Source organism: Caldicellulosiruptor acetigenus (genome assembly GCF_026914305.1).
GTDB lineage: Bacteria > Bacillota > Thermoanaerobacteria > Caldicellulosiruptorales > Caldicellulosiruptoraceae > Caldicellulosiruptor > Caldicellulosiruptor acetigenus.
The window spans coordinates 773129-791641 of sequence record NZ_CP113866.1; the positions used below are offsets into that span (position 1 = coordinate 773129).

At 36.6% G+C, this 18513-nt stretch carries 11 protein-coding genes and 3 pseudogenes; 12 read left to right on the forward strand and 2 right to left on the reverse strand.

The window, feature by feature from the left end; genetic code table 11:
- Positions 1-228 precede the first annotated feature (228 nt).
- The 5 genes and pseudogenes from OTK01_RS03630 to OTK01_RS03650 all read left to right on the forward strand — a co-directional run bounded on the left by OTK01_RS03630 (position 229) and on the right by OTK01_RS03650 (position 4032).
- Positions 229-612, forward strand: coding sequence for a hypothetical protein (locus OTK01_RS03630; protein ID WP_029229259.1), 384 nt, complete (start codon positions 229-231; stop codon positions 610-612).
- Between the two features lie 236 nt (positions 613-848).
- A pseudogene (locus OTK01_RS03635) lies at positions 849-1060 on the forward strand (ribbon-helix-helix protein, CopG family).
- Positions 1061-1643: 583 nt separating this feature from the next.
- Positions 1644-2297 carry a type II toxin-antitoxin system VapC family toxin gene (locus OTK01_RS03640; protein ID WP_029229258.1) on the forward strand — a complete coding sequence of 218 codons (654 nt, stop codon included), beginning with the start codon at positions 1644-1646 and terminating at the stop codon, positions 2295-2297.
- Positions 2298-2368: 71 nt separating this feature from the next.
- A pseudogene (locus tag OTK01_RS03645) lies at positions 2369-3249 on the forward strand (Rpn family recombination-promoting nuclease/putative transposase).
- 408 nt (positions 3250-3657) lie between these two features.
- Complete coding sequence (locus OTK01_RS03650) at positions 3658-4032, forward strand: hypothetical protein (RefSeq protein WP_029229257.1); 375 nt, start codon at positions 3658-3660, stop codon at positions 4030-4032.
- A 242-nt stretch (positions 4033-4274) separates the two neighbouring features.
- On the opposite strand, the pseudogene OTK01_RS03660 reads toward OTK01_RS03650, so the two are convergent.
- Positions 4275-5524, reverse strand: a pseudogene (locus tag OTK01_RS03660) (IS110 family RNA-guided transposase).
- Positions 5525-6025: 501 nt separating this feature from the next.
- On the opposite strand from OTK01_RS03660, the gene OTK01_RS03665 reads away from it, so the two are divergent.
- The 4 genes from OTK01_RS03665 to OTK01_RS03680 all read left to right on the forward strand — a co-directional run bounded on the left by OTK01_RS03665 (position 6026) and on the right by OTK01_RS03680 (position 12287).
- The gene (locus OTK01_RS03665; protein ID WP_029229208.1) at positions 6026-7126 is read left to right on the forward strand and encodes a Druantia anti-phage system protein DruA; all 1101 of its coding nucleotides are present in this window, start codon (positions 6026-6028) and stop codon (positions 7124-7126) included.
- Positions 7127-7469: 343 nt separating this feature from the next.
- On the forward strand, positions 7470-9215 hold the full coding sequence (locus OTK01_RS03670; protein ID WP_029229207.1) for a hypothetical protein: 1746 nt from the start codon (positions 7470-7472) through the stop codon (positions 9213-9215).
- A 39-nt stretch (positions 9216-9254) separates the two neighbouring features.
- Positions 9255-11789 carry an Athe_2463 domain-containing protein gene (locus OTK01_RS03675; RefSeq protein WP_156844459.1) on the forward strand — a complete coding sequence of 845 codons (2535 nt, stop codon included), beginning with the start codon at positions 9255-9257 and terminating at the stop codon, positions 11787-11789.
- A gap of 102 nt (positions 11790-11891) precedes the next feature.
- Positions 11892-12287 carry a hypothetical protein gene (locus OTK01_RS03680; RefSeq protein ID WP_029229205.1) on the forward strand — a complete coding sequence of 132 codons (396 nt, stop codon included), beginning with the start codon at positions 11892-11894 and terminating at the stop codon, positions 12285-12287.
- Between the two features lie 34 nt (positions 12288-12321).
- On the opposite strand, the gene OTK01_RS03685 is transcribed toward OTK01_RS03680, so the two are convergent.
- Positions 12322-14061, reverse strand: a complete 1740-nt coding sequence (locus OTK01_RS03685; protein WP_156844458.1) for a hypothetical protein — start codon at positions 14059-14061, stop codon at positions 12322-12324.
- Positions 14062-14249: 188 nt separating this feature from the next.
- On the opposite strand from OTK01_RS03685, the gene OTK01_RS03690 reads away from it, so the two are divergent.
- The 3 genes from OTK01_RS03690 to OTK01_RS03700 are packed head-to-tail and all read left to right on the forward strand — an operon-like array spanning position 14250 to position 18505.
- On the forward strand, positions 14250-16187 hold the full coding sequence (locus tag OTK01_RS03690; RefSeq protein ID WP_029229203.1) for a dynamin family protein: 1938 nt from the start codon (positions 14250-14252) through the stop codon (positions 16185-16187).
- Complete coding sequence (locus OTK01_RS03695; protein WP_029229202.1) at positions 16187-17926, forward strand: dynamin family protein; 1740 nt, start codon at positions 16187-16189, stop codon at positions 17924-17926. Before OTK01_RS03690 ends, OTK01_RS03695 begins: the two co-directional genes overlap by 1 nt.
- 27 nt (positions 17927-17953) lie before the next feature.
- The gene (locus tag OTK01_RS03700; RefSeq protein ID WP_029229201.1) at positions 17954-18505 is read left to right on the forward strand and encodes a hypothetical protein; all 552 of its coding nucleotides are present in this window, start codon (positions 17954-17956) and stop codon (positions 18503-18505) included.
- Positions 18506-18513: the final 8 nt, after the last annotated feature.

Genomic DNA, 18513 nt, shown 5'->3' on the forward strand with positions numbered 1-18513 from the left:
GCAGGAATGGACTGCTGGCAGATTTGTCAACAAGCAGGTAGTTGAATGTGGCTCTGCAGTTTGGGTGAAGTCTGGATTCGTACACCAACAAGTAAACCCTTTGTAGTTACAGGAACAATATCACAAAAGTGCTTGTACTCACTATAGTTAAAGGAAACAGCAGGAAAACCCTATGTCAATTCTAAGAAATGCAGGCATATACTCCATATGAGGAAGGGGTACAAATTTATGAAGTCAAAATTAAATCAATACAAGTCAAGGATACTTCTTGCAATTTTTTGCATTGCTGTGTTAGTAGTATTATTTTTTAATGTGAAGTTACTTTATATTTTTCAAGAGGGAAATCCCATCCCTTTAGGATTAGCTATTTTCCGGCTTGAATACGGGCACTTGGAGGTAGTTACTTTTGCAAAAAACAAATTAGTGCAAAAGGAAGGTAAAGAAACACTCTTGACTTCCTACCTTAAAAAATTTGGTTGGGAATTTTCTGATCGCCTTGGTTCAGTAATATTGTATAAAAAAGGTAATGAAACTCTTATTGTTAAAGCTCGATATTTTACAAGACGATATATTGTGTACGAACTTAACAAGAACTTAGATGAATTGGACTGACGTCAACCACCTCCACCTATAGAGGTGGAGGCTTGCTGGCGGGAACGAACTGCTGTTGAATTTCCCTGATGGTAGGTGGTTGTATGTTGGGTGATGCTGCAGCCGAACCTGATGTTCCGGGGCAACACTCCCTGCACCTAGCAGACAGCGGTGCAATCCCGTGACCTTATGCAGGGTGCTCCAGCACGCCTCAGTGCGCCTACCACGTAGATAAAACAAGCTACAGGGTGGTAGTTATGATAAACAAAACTACAACAGTAAAAGAGGATGTTGAAACATATGAAGGGTTAAAGAAACTTTCAGAGCAGCTCAAACAACCAACGCGAAGATGATTCGGGAAGCTCTTACTGAGTACAAGAAGAAGATTATACTTTCAGCAACTGCAAAAACTTTTGATGCTCTTAAAGAAAACAGCGAGCTGTGGGAGGAAGAAATTGAAGAAAGGTAGTTGTGGGAAAATACATTGCGGGTTGGAATTGAAAAAGGAATACGACAAATGTCCTGATACAGTAATAGCTAACTGATATTTGATATTAGAAATAGTGAAACAAAAGCTCAAATCAGGCACGTGTCATGTTGCAAAGCCATTGATAGTCATGGTTTTGCAGGTAACAGGCAAACCTGAAAAGAGCTTTTGAGGCAGTGTAGAAACAGCGACATAGACAAGAAGATGGGAGGAAGTGTTGTAAACGATTACACCAAATTGCAAAGCTAAAATTCTACTTGGGTGTGCAAAAGCCAGCCTGAAAGCTCAAACAAGCCTCTTAGCAGTACTTGAAAACATTGAGAATGCTTGTTTCAAAACTGTTGCGAAAGCCTGAAAATTGAGGTATAAGGTATAAGAAAAACAATTAAAGAAACTGTATTCATAACTGTTTAAAGAAATGTAAAAATAAAAAGCAAACACGCCACATACAAAAAACTCTGTGGCTTTTGCTTTTTTGTAGCATAAAGGATATTGGTTTGTGGTATAATCAAATCAAGAGTATGGTAAGAATACAAGCAAAAAAAGAGAGGAGCAACTCCCAAAGTTGAGAAAACTGAGAGTATACTTAGACACATCAATCATAAACCATTTAGAACAACAACAGGACAATCCAGAATATATGCAAATAACAAAGGAATTTTGGAAACAAATAGAAAAAGAAAAATACAGCGTATATATTTCGGATATCGTAATAACTGAGATAAATAAGTGTTCTGAACCAAAAAGAAGTAAACTCTTTGAATATCTAAATGGAATACAGTACGAAAAAATTGCCGTGGACGAACATGTAATGGAACTTGCAGAAAGGTATATTGACGCAGGAATAATTCCAGCAAGGTTTTCTGATGATGCGATTCATATAGCTGTGGCAAGTGTCAAAGATTGTGAGATATTGGTATCATGGAACTTTAAACGCATTGTTAAACTGAAGACAATTCAGGGTGTAAACGGAATAAATAAGTTAATGGGTTATAGAGAAATCCAACTGGTATCACCGCTTATGATGTTAGAAGAAGAAGTGATTGATAGGTTTGAAACGAGTGATATGAAAGAATTACATGAGATAAGGGAGAAAATTTACGAGGAAACAAAAAATATGACACGAAAAGAATTTATTGAATACATTCGCAAAAAGGCAAAGAAAGCCGAAGAAGAGATGAAAAAGCTGGCTGAAAAATCCAGGGGAAAAGTTAATTAAGCTTATTTTTATGTATGGTATAATAAAAGTGTAAAGAAGAATATACAACTTGAGAAAAAGGAGAAAAAACTGTGTGCGATAAATTGCCACCAAAAGAGCACGATATAACATTTAAGTTTTTGTTTGAAGATAAAGAAGAAATACTTTTGCTAGTAAAGGATGTACTGCACTACACATGGGCAGACAGTATTGAAGAAAACTCCGTCGAGCTTGTCAAGACAAACTATGTTACCCAGCAGTTTTCGCAGGTTGAGGCTGATGTTGTAGCAAAAGCAAAACTAAAGGACAGAGAAGTGTATTTTTATATCATGATTGAGAACCAATCGAATGTAAAAAGAGAAATGCAACAAAAGATTTTAAAATACATGATAAGTTTATGGGCAGAGGAGATAAGAAAAGGGGTACAAATCCTGCCGGCAATTATACCGATAGTTGTGTACAACGGAATAGGTGAGAGATGGAATGTATCAACCGACCTTATGGAAGCGTTTGACATATTCAAGGATGATGTGTTTAGATACAGAGTAGTTGACATAATAGAGCTTGATGTGAAGGAACTTCTTGAGAGAGAAGAGGACGTACTGACACCAATAGTTTTCTACCTTGAGCAGGCAAGAGAAGACAGGAGTGAACTGATAGCAAGGCTTTTAGAGGTTGAAAAGAATTTAAAGAAGCTGAGCAGAAAGAATGTAGATAGATTTTTGAACTTAGTCTAAGAGTTAAACAAGGAGGAGTGGATGCCATGGGCGAGTTTATATCCAATGTTGCAAGACTTTTAGATGAGGCAAGAACAAAAGATTTCATGGCAGGTAAACTTGAAGGAAATCTTGAAGCTACGATGAGAATAGCAAAAAATATGATACTGAAAGGTTACAATGACCAGGCGATAGAGGAAATAACAGGACTTAGCATTGAAAAGATAAAGGAGCTGAGGAAGAAACTTGACAATTAAGAATTAAACAAGCAATGATAGTTTTTTTGTTCTAAAAATCCAGCAAATGTAGACCAGGGTGGAACGGAAAAATCAAAAGCTGCTGGGAGAAAAAATGCTTGCCAGAGCAGGCTGGCATGCTTATATTGTTGGGTATAGGTGTATGTTTGTGTTTTAAAAATTCCAGAAAAAGGGCTTGACAGGGAAAGTAAAGGTGTGGTATATGTATTAATAAGCCATATTATACCTAAAAGGTTGTTAATAAAAAAGATTATTTTTGTTCGATAGTAGAAAATCAAGCCGCAGGTGGTTTTGAAGCCGGCGGCTTTAATTTTTAGGGGAAGATAGGTTACTTTTTGCGAATCTGATGGTACAAATATACATTGGAAGCAAAAATCAAACAAAAGAGTGGTGAGAGATGAGGAAGACGTGGGCGATTGTATTGGTGTTATCTTTGGTATATTGAGTGTGACTTTAACTGTGAGTGGAAGTTTAGGGCAGTTAGTGACTGCCACTACTGCTTCTAGTAATACAGGAGGTTACATTACTGCCAACGATTTTGTCATAAAGCTTTTGCAGGGTGCTAAGATTCGAGCAGATAACGACGACTATTGGGAAAAAACTGACAAGATGGGTTTGATACCATCGGAAGTTAAAAAGGACAACCCGTTGCTCCGCGCACAGGCAAGCTATATTTTTATTTTAACTCTCGTAAAGAAATATTTGAAAAAGATTGGAAAGTATTTTATAATCAAACTAAAGTGGTTAGTAGAGTTTCCAAAGGCAAGAAAAAAGGGGGATTAAAGTGATAAAGACAGAAATAGATAATAAATTAAAGCAAATAATTCTAACATTGAAAGAATTTATATGCAATGTTCAGAGCATTACCGACAAAGACAAACGGTAAAATGTCAAGGGGGTTTTTTAAATAATTTTTTTAAATAATTAGGCTAAAAAAGGCAATAGAATACCGAGCCGCTCAGCCTGGAAAAATTTAACTGGCAGCTTGTTTTGAGAAGATTATTAAATTAAGAAAATGGGATTAACTAAGTATTGTAAACATCACCTCTTTCTTGATATATTTGACCAAGGCTAGAGCATTGCAAAGATCAGAGGAATTAATCGTCTTGCGGTAAGGACAAGGGCACGTTTATGCTGATGACAGGTCAACCTCTGAGAGCTTCTTGTTGTAGAAGGCTTTATAACGGACTGTGTGCTACAGCACACAGTTAGCAGCCTCAACAAGATAGTATTCTGAGAATATTGGTTACCACACTTAGCTAATGAGGTTTCCTGGGCATTGAAATTGCCTGATTGGTATTGAGTCCAAACAAGGCCGGAGTATTTAGCTAAAGCAGCTTCATTTTTGAAGCGCTTGATATCACCGATTTCAGCGCAGATAGCAGCTGCAAGAACATCTCCTATGCCAGGGGATGGTGGTCAAGGTTTGGGAGAAAGCTTTAAGAAGTTTTGAGATTTCTTTGTCGAGTTTTTTAAGTTGTTCTTGCATAAATCTAATATTTTCAAGAGTCATAGACAAAGCTAAGGCATTTGCCTCAGCCAACAGAGGATGTAATCTGTATGAACGATTAGCAGCGGTTTTAAGTATTTCAGCGATTTTATTGACATCTGATAATCTGTTGTTGCCGTTGTCAGATACAAATTTAATTAAATCTTCTAAAGACATGGAAGCAATGTCATCTGGGGTGAAGTTTTCGATGATAGCGCAAGATGCCTTACCGAAGATATCAGAAAATGGACAGTCTTGAGAGTAAGTGGAGAATTTAAGGTATATGAGATTGAGAGCTCTGTTTTTTTCGCGAGTTAGATTATGAACAAGGTGGTAGCGCATTCTGGTAAGGCGTTGTAGCGCAGCATATTTAAAATCAGGCAAAGGTGTTGGATTCAGCTTACTGAACCTAACGCATTCAGCGATGATAATTGCATCGATGCTATCTGTTTTAGGCAAGAAAGTGTAGATTTTTTTAAAGCCTTTGACTATGCTTGGGTTGAGAACATAAAAAGTTGGTTTATATGGCAGCAGTTCAGATGAAGAAGCAAGATACAAGTGCAGATGCCAAGCGTAATGTGAAGTTGCTTCCATGCCAAACTTAATACAGGATAGATTATACTGGCTGAGGCAATCAATAACTCTTTTGATTAATTCGTTAGCGCCTTCTTGATCGTTAGGCAAGGAAAAAGGTTTTTTAATCAAGTGATTTCCGGCATCATCGATGAAGAAGATAGAATTTGACTGACTACTGATATCAATGCCCACGATTAAAGTATTTGGCAATTTGAAGACCTCCTTTTTGCAAGTAGTGGTAAGAAAAAGTATTAAGCCCTTTATCCCTGGGGATTACACGTAATGCAGCCTCGCCGATATTAGAGCTACTTGAGCAGTTTACAGGGTGCACACATCTGACATGCTCAAATCAGATGTGGTAAACTGCCAGTGCACAGCAAACGAGTAAACATTACTCATGTAATCCTTTGGGGTTCAGTCTTTCTCAAGCTGTGGCGTGCAGATATCAAAGCACGTCCAGCAGGAGGTGGTCAAAAAATATCCAAATAAACTAAATCAGGCTTAAACTTTTTCTGATATTAGTTTACCAGAGATAAAGGGCAAATTTAAACTGTAGCAGTCAATTTTAATATTCAATTTTTTGAGAAGTGAGTGTTTTAAGAAAAGCTTTGTTATCAAGGTCAGTTTCCAGTAATCAATTGGTACTAATAATTTAATGTACCAATTGAGATATGAAGTTTTAAGTGATTTGATAATCATATTATACGAGAGATGTATAGCAAAGAAATATATAGAAGGATACATATAAAAGCCAGGAACCAAGAAATAATAAAACATTCTGATTTTATCATGAAAAAGGGTAGAAAGATTGTTGAAAACTACTTTGCTGATGGACATGAACTGGATGTCAGAAAAATAAAACCTGTACTGTATACTGCAGAGGATGGGGAGATGTATGAAATATTTAAGACTACACGTTTTGTGTGGAGCTTGCCATACACCAGTGGCTACGGCAGACGTTTGAGATTTGTGGTAATGGACGACTACCATAAGAAGATAATAGGAATACTTGGTCTGCATTCGCCTGTTCTTGGTTTAAAACCTAGGAATGAATGGCTGGGACTCAGGGGAAAAGACAAAACAACTGCCTTGAATCAAACCATGGATATTTACACCCTTGGGGCTGTTCCACCATACAGTTTTTTGCTTGGTGGAAAACTAATGGCAATGACAGCGGTAACCAATGAGGTTCGTGAAGCTTACAAGAGAAAATACAAAGGAAAAACCACGATAATTAATGGGGAATATATAAACGGCGAGCTGGTACTGCTGACCACCACCTCAGCATTTGGAAGGAGTTCATTATACAATAGAGTGAAGTACAAAGATAGATATGTTTGTTTTTCTGTGGGGTACACTACAGGACTTGGAGTAAGCCATATTCCAGATGCTGTGTTTCATGAAATCAAAGAGTACTTATTAGACAAGGGAATAGAAGTAAAAAGTGGGTATGGCAATGGACCGAACTACAAGTTTCGGCTAATCAATGCATTTTTAAAAGAAGCTAGTAAAGTTTTAAACCTGAAAGAGATACTAGAGGTTGACACGCTAAAAGATGTGATAAGGCATGGAATACCAAGGCAGGTGTATGTTTTTCCTCTGGCTGAAAATATAAGAGAGTACTTGCATGGAGTTGATGATAAACCAAAATATTTTGACTATCCTTTCGAGCAGTTAGCTCAGTATTGGTACGAACGCTATTTAATACCCAGAAGTACAAGGAATACTGAATGGTTGGAGTGGAAGAAAGAGAAAATTATTGAGGAATGGAAAGAGATTTTGGGGGCAACTACCACCGGACTATTAAGATGATGAGAGTCTAAAACTGCTGGCAGGAGAAGATATTTTGCTAGGCGGTTGCATGCTACAATGGATGGGGTTCAAAAATTCCAGAAAAAAAGACCTTGACAGGGAATGTAAAGGTGTGCTATATATATAAGTAAGCCGTACTATGTCCAAAAGGTTGTTAATACAAAAAGTTCATTTTCAAAATATTTCCATAGAACAGTAGAAAGGACAAGCCGCAGGTTTTAATCACCTGCGGTTTTATTTTTTTGGGGGAAAAAATTTTTTAAAAAAAGTGTTGAAAATTTTGGGGGTAGAGGGTATTAATTAAATTGAGAGAAAAAATAAGCTTGAAGGGGTGTGATAGATAATGAACATACGCAAATCGATAGTATTTGCTTTAGTGATTGCGTTTATGATGAGTATTGTGCTGACTGGGAGTGGGGTTTTAACACAGCAGGCGACTGCGACAACAGCAGGCACAACAGCAACTGCTCAAACAGGTGGTTATGTCAAGGCAGGGGATTTTGTAACACAACTTTTGCAAGGTGCCAAAATTTCGGTAGACAATGGCGACTACTGGGGGAAAGCTGTGAAGATGGGTATAATTCCGGCTGAGGTTAAGAAGGATAGGACATTGACAAGGGCACAGGCAGCGTACATTGTGTGGAAGTTCATAAATGCAGTGCCAGAGCTCAAGGACAAGAATATACCGGTCAAAGTTGAGGTTCTCTCACCAGTAGATTACACGCTTTGGTCAAGAGGTGAACTTGGTGCAAACTTCAGAGGTGCGTATGTGCCATGGTACAGAGCAACTGGTTGGACAAGTGATAAACCAATTTACACAAGCGCTTACAGGGTAATAAGGACATACAACATTGTAGTAATTGACAAATACTATAAGGATGGTACAGTCAAAACGGTACACGTGTGGGACAGACTCAGAGATTATGACCCGGCAAAGGACTGGGCAAAACTGTTGCAGAAGTTTATGAAAGAGCAGCCAAGCAAGGTTAAGTTTGATTTTCCACAGGATAGGATGAAAGCTTTAGTATGGAAAAATACACCATCGTCGTATACTGGTTGGAATGAACTACCTGAAAAAAAACAACTTTATACATTGTATAGGTTGAAGCCGGGTGATCGATACTACACCAAAGAACAAGATGGGCAGTATTACTTTTGGACAATGTACAAGACATCAAGCGGTGACGTTAAGTATGGAGCGGTCATTCTGGACTTCCTACAATTTGGCAAGTATAAGAGCAAAAATCCGGAAGATTGGAACTTAACGGCAGAACTTAACCCGATATTCAATGAATCGCTCAACCGCTGGTTGATGAGCTTGCCAAGGCAATATCCACTTGACTATACACGGTTCAAATACATTTGTGTGGATTTCAACTCTGTACCGAAACTTTACCAGGAAGCACTGCTGAGACTTGCAGACCTTGGTATAGTCACTCCAGATGTGAATATTGATAAGAATGTGTTCAAGACAAAGTTTGTGGATATAGCGTCTTACAATTTAAAAAACGCCAAACCAAAGGTTACAACACCAGACATCAGATTCAATGCAGGTAGGGTACTAACACAGAAAGAAGCTTCCGAGATGATAGCAAGAGTATTTGATGAATCAAGAAGAAAAGTAGTTGATGAGATGACATTTGATTACAGCAAGGAAAAGAATCCTGAAACAGTAGACAAGTATGGTAACACATTATACGATAGCTTTGGAAATCCTGATATGACAACAGAACTTTTGATGTTCCAGCATAGTGGTACATCAATAACACTCAGGGTTGATGAATTGTGGCAACTGTTCTATGCACAGTATTTAATGGAGAAGTATCCTGATGCACCGATGCTCTTTACAAATGCATATTACACTAACCCGAATTATTTAAAATCACCTGAAAAGAGATGGTACAAATTGCATGTTGGATTTGGATATTTAGACGATTTACCTTACTTAGGAACTACTGCACAATACCAACCTGGAAGTGTTCCAATACCCTTGATTAATGGTGTAGCTCTATCAAAGCAGGCTGAAGACTTGTTAGTAAAGAAAAAAGATATTTCCGGATATTATAGTCAAAACAATACCAAGAGGTGATACAAGGTGATTAAAAATAGAATATCAGGGAGCAAGGGATTGAAGAGATCTCTTGCTCTCTTTTTATCTCTTGTTTTTCTACTGGAATTTGTGTTGCAGGTAGTACCAGTTCAAAAAGCTTTTGCAATAGACTATAGCGCAATCAGTAACAACTACTATGAAGGCGGATTTGATGAATATAAAGGTGTAACACGTTATGATATTAAGAGAGATATGGGATTCCCATATTCTTTCTTTAACAGAGAAACACTTACCACCTATGATCTCAATGTTGAGTTAGCGATAGACTACAGGATGGCGGTGTATGGGCTGCCGACAGATGTTGTTGCTGGACCAAATAACGATAAGCAGAGTTGGGTAGAATCGAATCAGGGTTACTGGTTTATTGATTCTGACGGCAAAATAGTAACGGTAAGCAATCCTAGCAATCCACCTGCGAATGTTAAGCGTGTTATTTTCAAGTACATGGGCTTTGATGCTAATGGTATTCCTGTTAAAGATCCTTATTGGCCGGATGATGAAGATTTGCAGTGGAGTGACCTGACAAAAGAGAATATCCGAGCAATAAGTGACTCACAGGTAAAGTCAAAATATGGTGATTTGCTACAACAAAATGTTCTCAAACAGATTAAGGATTCAAGGACATTGCAAACGATATTCAACCAAATTATCAACGGTTTGTATACACTCAGGAATTACAGTACAAGTCCAACGATCAACGGGAGATATTCTTTTGAACTTGTAAAGAAACTTGGTTTTTTGAATTCAGGCAATTATACTAACTATGTAGTTCTTGTAGGAACACCACAGGAATTATATACCCAAGCATACTTTTTCTTTCTCAATCCAAGGACAAAACAAGTTAAGGCAGTAAGATTTACTGGTCCTATAGGTAAATTTTTACCTATACAATTTCCTGATAATCCAGAAGCAAGCGACGTTCAGACAACAGCAGCAGTAGTGAAAGAAGTAAAAGGAATAACCAAAGATGGAGACGTCATAGACCTTCCAGTAGTCAATGGTAAGTACTGGGTAGATGCTGGTAAAGTGGAATATATCAAAGTAACATTTACTGTAAATGGTAAGTTTTATGACGCACATCAAATTCTAAAAAGTAGCAATTCATTGGGTTGGTGGTATACACGTGATGATGTAACAAAATGGATGACTGTTGCGAACTATTTGAAGTTGTCATATTCTCAAAATGGTCAAACTGTAACAAAAGATTTGACGAACGAATATCTCTATTTTGGTGGAATCTACACAGGTGAAGACAAGTATAAGTCAACACAGAAAGTTAATCTTACAGATTTGAACACAGCTTACTGGGAAGATGATTGGTTAGACCATGACAATGGAGACATATACCTTCCCACAACTGAATTAAAGCTTGGTACCAACACATTATCGTTTTCAGGCAAGGTAAGGGTGTTTTTCAATGCTGGTTATCACACAGACGCTGTTAACTCTAAAAGTGTGAGTGTACAGTTTTTGGTAACTGGTTTGCCAAAACCAACAGTTCAGGCAACAGTAAAACCTCAGGAGACCACAATTGCAAAGTATAACGGGCAGTACTACCTGAGCGGAGAGGTTATGAGTTCTACCATTTTACAGGAAAAGGTAGGAGCAACTGCAAGCGTTGATACCAGCCAGCTCTTCCCAGGGGTTAAGATAAAGCTATGGGAGTTCAAAGTATACAAGAAGCGATACGACCCTACACAAAAGCAATATGTGCCAGTAGAGGTTAAGAATTTCACAATAGATGCTACAAATCCGAATGTAACACCGAATGTAACGTTGTCTGCTGACGGGGGCACATGTACTTTTGACCCTGCTTCTGACAAAGCAGTATTCAATGAAGACGTATCCAAGATATCGGTAGGCAGCACATATACACCGGCGTACTATGTGGATGCAAGGTACCAGACAGACGATGGTAGATGGTCTGATTGGGCAAGCACATATACATCCGCAAAGATATCGGTTGTAGAGCCATTGCAGATAACCAAAACAGTAGACCCAAAGGCAATTTTCATCGGCGATACGGCAACATTTACTATTACCGTAAAGAACCTGATAGACAAACCAATACCGAATGTCAGGGTATATGATGCTTTGACGTTCAAGACATCCAAAGGACAACCAACATCAATGATGGTTGTGACTGTGACTAATCGAAGTCCGGGGTATACACCTACTGATTCAGTAAGCGGAGTGTGGGATATAGGCACTATTGAAGGCAATGGGACTGTTACCTTGACAATGGAAGTTAAAGGTCGAATAACTGGTTATGCAACAAACACAGCAAAGATAATGGGTACAAATCAGCAAGCTTCTGCTACACTGCAGGTTGTATCTCCTGAACGTGGTATGCTGTCAATCACGAAGGCAGTAGACAAACCAGAGATTTTTATAGGACAGACAGCGACGTTCAAGATAACTGTCAAGAACACAAGTGTAGTAGATGTTAAAGGACCTGTTGTAATTACGGATACGCTTTTGCCACCAAATGGTGCGGCAAATACGCTGACAATAACAAGTGTAAGAGCGAGCAGGTGTAATAAAATGATGTAGTGACAAATTGCACACTATTTTTTGTTAAATCTAGTCTTCCCAAGCTTTTTGAGCTACAAGCTGACAAAGTCAAGAAAAATCCCAGCAGGAGTGGTAAATAAAATGGGGTATATAAACTTCAACCTAAAAGAGACGCTTAAGATTATTGTCAGAACCAGCCAAGTTCCCGAAGTTGTAAAGGGGATATATGTGAACAAGAGGAATATAACAGTTGTTGTAAAACCAGCCGCTATTTTGCCTGAGGTAAAACTGAACTTCACTGTAAAGGCTGAGGATAAGAAGATTCAGGTTATTTTTAATGAAAGCCAATCCACAATTGTGTATGGTTTTTTGAAGATGGGTTCAGGTCTGGAAAAAACAAAAGGTGTATATCTTTTGAAGGATAGGATTGTGGTTGACTTAGAGGAATATATATCTGAGAGCGTAAAAGGTATGAAATTTAGCAAACTTGATATAGATGAAGAGGGGAATATAGAAATAGAGTTCGGGATTGAGTAGAGGAAAGATGAGAGTTTTATCCATATTAAAGGGGCTACAACCTCTCACTTAAGTGAGGTGGGTAGCCCCTGTTTTCATTACCATTTGACAATTCCAAAACTTTTTTATAGTTATTCCTTATCCAGTCAATATCTTGCTCTTGAGTAGCCTTGGTGCCAACTCTCAAAAGATGTATTTTGTTGCCGTTGCGAGCAAAGTACATTCTGTATCTATCATGAAATTTAACTTCAAATACCCCCTCAATGTGAATTTTTTTGATGTTAGAAAGATTTGTTTTGTTATCTATAATATTTCTTATTTCTTTTTCTAAAGTGTTTTGAATATTTTCGTTGTTTATTCTATCAACCATATCATCAATGACTTTATCAGTTAAGATAACCTCTGGCCAGCACTTTAAGAATCTGTTTACAATAGCATTTCTTTTATGTTGCCTATTTTTGTTAAATGAATTTAGCAGATGTTGGTATTGACGATTTAGTTCATCAATTTGTTTTTTTAAAGCTTCAATTTCCATTTCTTTTTGGGTGAATTCAATTTCCTTTTGTTTCAGTTGATTTATGAGTTCATAATTTTCTTGTATAATTTTTTCTGCATCACTTTCCAACATTTCTATTTGCCTTTTAAGTTCAGCATTTTCTGCAATCTTTGACTTAAATTCCTGCAATGAAGTCTTTTCGTGTTCTATAAATTGAAGAAGTCCTTTTAATATGTGGATATCTTCATCAGTAAAGAAAGTTTGCTGACTTTCAATTTTTGCACGTTCAAGTTTCTCAATATTATTTTTGTAATAGATAGATTTTTGTGTAAGCACATCAAAGTAAACCTTTTGTATTTCTTCAATTTGAGAGATGATTTTCTTCCATTTGTTTTCGGTTTCATAAAACTTGTCAAGCAATTCATTTAAATCACCATTTTCTTGTGCTGCTTTGCGCAAGTCGGAAGATAATTTTTGCAATTCTTTATCTAATTGATTCTTTTTAACATACAACTGACTTAAAGAGTATTCATATCTTTCGTGATATTGTTCCAGTTCTTTCTTTTCAGACTGACTGATGTTCTTAAAATATTCCTTATATTCAGACAGTATTTTTGTTTTTTGTTCCAGCTCAACCCGTTCTTGCATTAAAACAGAAGAAAGCTGCTTCAAAGTTTTTCTGTATTTGCCAAATTCTTGGCCTTGTTGCAATGTGTTTTCAAGTTCTTTTATGAGAAGGTTTGGAGATAAAATACCTTTTGATTTTAACTCTTTTTCAGCTCTTTGCTTTTCAATCCGTTGTATTCTTTTTATTTCCTCTTTTGAAAGTGTTTTATCTCTCATGCGTGCATCTATGATGGCTTTTGAAGCAAAGCCTATCCCAGCTGAGAAGCCATAGACAACAGGAATGGTTGGTACGGAACCTAAGATAGGGACAAGTATTTTATATAATGCAAGAACACCATGCTGGGCAAGAAATCCATAACCAATTATTCCAAGTATGTAAGAAACCAGTTCTTGAGCTTTTGTTTGGTTTATCGGATAGTTTAAAGCTTTAGCAATAAAATACACCATTACTGTTTGGAGAGGAGTCAATATAAATATATCAGCAAATGGCAAAGGCTGAGCAGCTGTAATTGCGCATATCATTGAAAAGATGTTTATAATTATTACTGCTTTTTTATCTGGACTTATTGAGGGATCTTCTATATAGTTTTCTATTGCTTCTTTTATTCCATCTACATATTTCTCTGCGTACTCAAAGAACTTATCCATTTTTATAAGCATTTTTACAATCATCTCCTGCTAAATTTGTGGGTTTTGTATCTAATCAATATTTTACTTAAAAGTTTGAATAAAATCAAAAATTTGAAACATGTCATCAAAATATACATAAAATTCTGTTGAATATTGCAATTGAGTAGATAAACCTGTAAAATTTATATTGTAAAAAATTATAATATCTTATAAAGGGGCAGAAATAGCGTATGTTACAACAGCTTGACTTTAGCACAGTCAAACAAGAACTTCTTGAACTAATTGAACAGGCTGAAAAGATAATTGATGAGGAAACCTTGCTTAATAGGTTGAAATCAGCAAAGGATAGGTTGGAGAGGGAAAAGCTCAATATATTAGTAGTTGGCGAATTCAGCAGAGGAAAATCTACATTTATCAATGCTTTGTTGGAAGAGCCTGTTCTGCCTTCAAAGGTAAATCCAACCACCGCAGCAATTACAATTGTCAAAGGCGGTCCAAACAAAAAAATAACAGTATATTACAGTGATGGGACAATAAAAGAACTGAAAATAGAAGATGAACCACCAAACAAGTTTTTAAACAACATCATAACAGCAGAAAGCGAAGGGGTTTATAATATAGAAAAGGTTGAGATTGAGTGGCCATCGATGCTTGAAAAAATTGATGGAATAATTGTAGATACTCCCGGTGTTAATGACCTTGATGAAACCCGCGAACAAATCACTTATGGTTATCTTTCTGAGGCTGATGCTTGTATTGTCATACTCGACAGTCAGCAGCCTCTGTCACAAAGTGAGATCAATTTTATAAATCAAAAGATATTAAAAGAGGATATAATTCGAATCCTGTTTGTGATAAATAGAGTTGATGAAATAGATGATGATCCAAATGGACCGAATATTAAGCGTATAGTTGAGTATGTCAAGGAGTCTATAAAGAAGAATGTTCCTGATATAAAGGAACCGCGTGTTTTTGCCATTTCGTCAAAACAAGCGCTTAGAGCAAGATATAAAAAAGATGATAGTGCAAAAAATTGGAATGATAGCTTTTGCGAATTTGAAAAAAAGCTCATAGAGTTTGCAAATGACAGAGCTTTTGAAAAGAGACTTCCCGAACATTTAAACAGGTTGGGAAGGTTATGCCATGAGGCAATGAGCTATTATGAGAACAAGAGGATTGGTTTAAGATCTTCAAAGGAGCAATTGGAAAGTGAAATCAAAATTCTTTTTAATAAACAAAACCTTATAGAGCTGAAGAGAAAGAATTTGATGACATACATGGAGAATCAAAGGACAGAGCTGGAAAGACGGGTGAGTTCAAGGATAAAAGAGGATTTAACTCAATTCAAAATGGATATTTTTGAAAAGGCAAAGTCGAAGATGAATGAAAAAGATACTCTTGAGAATCTACTAAAACAGGAAGTTAACAAAGCAATGAGAGAAATTCTACAACGTATAGATGCTATTTTATATCAATTTAGGGTTGATATTTTAAATTATATAAACAGAGAGATAACAAGAGAAATGGACAGGCTTTTTGAGGATGAACTATTAAAAATTAAGAAAAATGGGTATAAAAAAGATTATGAGCTTAATACAAATGTGCCTGCAGTTTTGAGCAAACAAACAGATGATTTGGTTGTGGATGTTAAGATTGATGATTTGGATAATCCATCCTACAATTTTAGCCTTGATGGCTCAGTTGTAAGTGATGATGAAAGAATTGGCATTGAAATTTTAAGCAGAGGTGCACTTGGCTTTATTGGTGGAGCTTTGTTTGGCCCAATTGGATTTTTTGCTGGACTTATTGGCGGTGGTAAAGTTGGTGAAAAGTTAACTGAATTTATTGTAATCAAAAAGTTAGAAGAAAAACGACAACGTGAATTTGAAAGAAATTTATCAACGAAAATAGATGAGATAATCAAAAATGCTGAAAAAATCGCTAAAGAGATTGTTGATAAAGAGCTAATGAAGCTCAGGCTATATGCGCAAAACTATATCGACGAAAAGATAGGTATAATAAAATCAATGATAGAAGAGAAAAATAACCAGCTCATTTTAAAGCAAGAGGATATAGATAAGCTTGTAAATCAAACGCAGGCAAAGCAGCAGCAGATAAAGAAAATTCTTTTCAGGTTGAGAGAGATTGGAAAAGAGGTGGCAATCTGATGGATTTTGATAGCATCTCACGACAATTGATGGAAATAGCACAGACTTTAGAAGATGGCAATGTTCAGAGCATTATAAGAACAATCGAGAGCTACAAATCTCAAGACAGTTTCAATTTGGTTGTGTTAGGCGAATTCAAAAGAGGAAAATCATCTTTGATAAATTCTCTCCTAATGCGTGATTTACTGCCGACTGATGTGCTTCCTACCACTGCAATTTTACATATTATAAGGTATTCAGAAAGGGAATATGGTGTTGTTGAATTCATTGATGGCAGAAAAGAGGAATTTGAGCTTAATAAGGAATTTTTAGAGAGGTTTAAAGCAGACGCTGGTCAAGATTTAGAGAATATAAAGAGCATAAACCTTTACTGCAACTGTGACATATTAAAAGACGGTGTTGTCATCATAGATACACCGGGTGTCAACGATATATCACAAATGAGGCTTGAGATAACAAAGGAGATTTTGCCATACTGTGATGCTGCAATATTCTTGTTAGATGCAGCTGCGCCTGTGACAAAATCAGAGGCTGATTTTCTTTTGACTCAGGTTTTATCGCACAAGATTGATAATATCCTTTTTGTTATATCAAAAATTGACAGGCTTGATGAGGACGAGAGGGAAGATGCAATATTTGGTGCTAAAAAAAGGTTGCAAGGGCTGTTGAATAAAGAAGTCAATGTTATACCATATTCTGCAAGAAAAGCGATTGAATTTGGAAAAAGAGGAGATACTTATCAAGATAAAGAGAATTTGATGGTGCAACTGGAACAGTTGAAACAAAAAGCTCAGACTGAGAAAATGGAAAGAATTGTAGCAAGGTTGAAAGTATGCATAAATTTACTGAAAGAGAAGGTTGAATATTTCGAAAGGCTTATGAGCTATGATGCAAACAAGCTGAAGGCTTACGAGTTTGAGCTTAGTAACAAGATTGAGGAGAGTAAGCTAAAGTTTGAAACACTTATGCAAAATATTGATTCAATTGGCAAAAGAGCAGCAATAGCTATGTTTGATCAGCATTTTGAAAGATTTTATAAAAAATTTAAAGATCAGGTAAAAATTGAAATAAAACAACAGTCTAATGTTGAAAGGTATGTAAAGCAGATATTACCTGTCAGGATAGAAAGAGAGCTGAAAGTATTCAGTGAGCAGGAAGGTGAAGTACTGCACAAGTATCTTTTGAAATTTTCTGAGCATGTGGCTAACGAATACAAGAAACATTTTGGTATAGATATGCTTATAGACAGAAAAATGTTTGCGTTTGAACTGCAAAGCTACGAGGCTGATATGCCTAAAAGCTCAAATAATTTGGATGAGGTTTTTAAAACCTATTTACCATATTTATTAGGAGCAGTTGTTGGCAGCTTTTTTATGCCAGGAATTGGCACGATCATTGGTGGTGTGGGTGCTAAGCTTGCTACAGATATATTCAGCAGACAACGAGAAGATGCTATCAGAGATTTTATAATAAATAATCTTGATTATTTATTACAGGATGCGCTGAGCGAGTATCGCAGAAATGCTATAAATACTATTGAGTCTTTGTTTATGGACTTGAAAAATACAGTAAGAACCTACCATGAAAATAATACTACACAGATTGTGAATAATCTCAAAAAGATGTTGAATTACAGTGACAGTTCTAAAGAGGAGCTTGAGAAAAGAAAAGCTAACATAAAGAATATCAAAGATAAACTACTGAGTTTAGAAGCTGACCTGCAAAAGGTTTATGCTTAAAATAAAAATAAAGGGGGATTGATTAAAATGACACATTTTCCACATATTTTTGATTTTAATGGTGATGGTGTGATGGATAATGATTATAGTGCGGACTTAGGTCATACTGAGCCTAATGTGTTTGGTGGAGAGAATATGTATGATACTCATGGCAACTATATAGGCCATACAGAACCAAACATATTTGGTGGTGAGGACATACACGATGCAACTGGAAATGTAGTAGGACACACCGAGCAAAATGTCTTTGGTGGGAAAAATCTCTATGATGCGGATGGTGAAAAATTAGCTCACACAGAGCCAAATTCAATGGGTGGAGAAAATATCTATGGCCAGAATGGTGAAAGGATCGGTTATACAACTGAAAATGCCTTTGGTGGTTTTGATATTCATGATGCAGATGGCAGTACTATTGGACATATAGAACCTAATGCTTTTGGTGGAGAAGATGTTCATCATGAATCAACAGATTATGGACATGTTGATACTGATACATGGCTGAACAACTTTTTGGATAATGTGAGTGGATCTGATGCTGGTTACAAGCTTGATATGATAAAGTTCCCTAATCTTATATAGGCTTCTGA